Genomic DNA, 1599 nt, shown 5'->3' with positions numbered 1-1599 from the left:
TGCGAGGTGTGCGGTCGAGGCGGCTCTCGTCGTTCCGCCCGAAGGCCTGTCGCACCGAGGCGGCGCGCCGATCCTGGGCGAGCCTGCGAGCTCAGGATCCGCGCCACCCGGAAGACGGGCCGAGGGATCAGGCGAACGTCTTGGCGTCGATGACGAAGCGGTAGCGGACGTCGGAGTTCACGACGCGGTCGTAGGCTTCGTTGATCTGGTCGGCGTTGATGAGTTCGATCTCGGCAGTGACGCCGTGTTCGGCGCAGAAGTCGAGCATTTCCTGCGTCTCGCGGATGCCGCCGATGTTGGAGCCGGTGAGGGACTTGCGGCCGCCGATGAGGTTGCCGGCGTTGACTTCGAGGGCTTCGGTCGGCAGGCCGAGCAGCACCATCGCGCCGTGGGGGCGCAGTGTCGCCATGTAGGCGCGCACGTCGATGTGGGCGGAGACGGTGTTGATGATGACGTCGAACTGGCCCTTGTGCTCCTTGAGCGCGTCGGGGTTCTCCTTCGTCGCGATCCATTCGGTGGCGCCGTACTTGCGGCCGTCCTCTTCCTTGGAGCGCGTCTGGCTGATGACGGTCACCTCGGCGCCCATTGCCTTGGCCAGCTTGACGGCCACGTGGCCGAGACCGCCCATGCCGACGACGGCGACCTTGGAGCCTTCGGTGACGCCCCAGGTGCGCAGCGGCGAGTAGGTGGTGATGCCGGCGCACAGCAGTGGCGTGACGGCGGCGGCGTCGAGGTTCTCGGGGATGTGGAGGGCGAATGCCTCGGAGACGACGATGGCCTGCGAGTAACCACCGGCGGTCGGGCGCCCGTCGTGACGGTCGATGCCGTTGTAGGTACCGACGGCGTTCGGGCAGTTGTTTTCCTCGCCCTTCTTGCACCATTCGCACTCACGGCACGAGTCGACGAGGCAACCGACACCGGCACGGTCGCCGACCTTGAACTCGGTGACGTCGGAACCGATCTCGGCGACGCGGCCGACGATCTCGTGGCCGGTCACCATGGGGTAATTCACCGGGCCCCACTCGCCGCGGACGGTGTGGATGTCGGAGTGGCAGATTCCGGCGTACTCGATCTCGATGCGGATGTCGTCGGGGCGCAGGTCGCGGCGCTCGACGGTGCCGGGCTCGAGGGGCTTGTCGGCGGCAATGGCCTGGTAGCAGGCAACAGTCGTAGTCATGATGCTGACGCTACGCCGACGCGGAGTGAGAAGCATTGTCACGTCGGCGAGCGCCGTCTCACATGGGTTCCGTGAGGTCACGAAGGCGTTCGGCGATCACGCCGACGTCGTCGAGGCCCCCGGCAGCGACGTCGAGCATGCATTCGCATCGTTCGTCGTCGCTGCCGACGAGATGAGTCCCGTTGAGGGCGAGGAACAGCCAGAGCGCACCGAGCGCGGTCCGCTTGTTGCCGTCGACCAACGCGCGATTCTTGGCCACGGAATGGACGAGTGCGGCTGCCTTCATCAGGATCCCCGGGTAGACATCCTCCCCGAAGACCACCGCTCGCGGCCGAGCCAGGGCCGATTCCAGCAGACCCCAGTCCTGCTGGCGCGCCGCGCCGACCGCCGGTCAGGGCGCCTGAAACCGCTGAGGTCTGAAA

General features: G+C 67.1%; 2 protein-coding genes. One reads left to right on the top strand and one right to left on the bottom strand.

From position 1 onward, the window contains the following. Positions 1 to 127: 127 nt before the first annotated feature. Positions 128 to 1177 carry an NAD(P)-dependent alcohol dehydrogenase gene (locus B2284_RS12100; RefSeq protein WP_038569929.1) on the bottom strand — a complete coding sequence of 350 codons (1050 nt, stop codon included), beginning with the start codon at positions 1175 to 1177 and terminating at the stop codon, positions 128 to 130. Here B2284_RS12100 and B2284_RS14550 point away from each other — a divergent pair. Beyond that, a partial coding sequence (locus B2284_RS14550; protein WP_422652297.1) for a hypothetical protein occupies positions 1176 to 1599 on the top strand: 424 nt, incomplete at its 3' end. The two genes, B2284_RS12100 and B2284_RS14550, sit on opposite strands and share 2 nt — an antisense overlap.

The organism is Dermacoccus sp. UBA1591 (assembly GCF_002322065.1).
In the GTDB taxonomy this organism is placed as follows: Bacteria; Actinomycetota; Actinomycetes; order Actinomycetales; family Dermatophilaceae; genus Dermacoccus; species Dermacoccus nishinomiyaensis.
The sequence above is the reverse complement of the archived record's forward strand: the minus strand, read 5'-3'. Positions and strand labels throughout refer to the sequence as shown.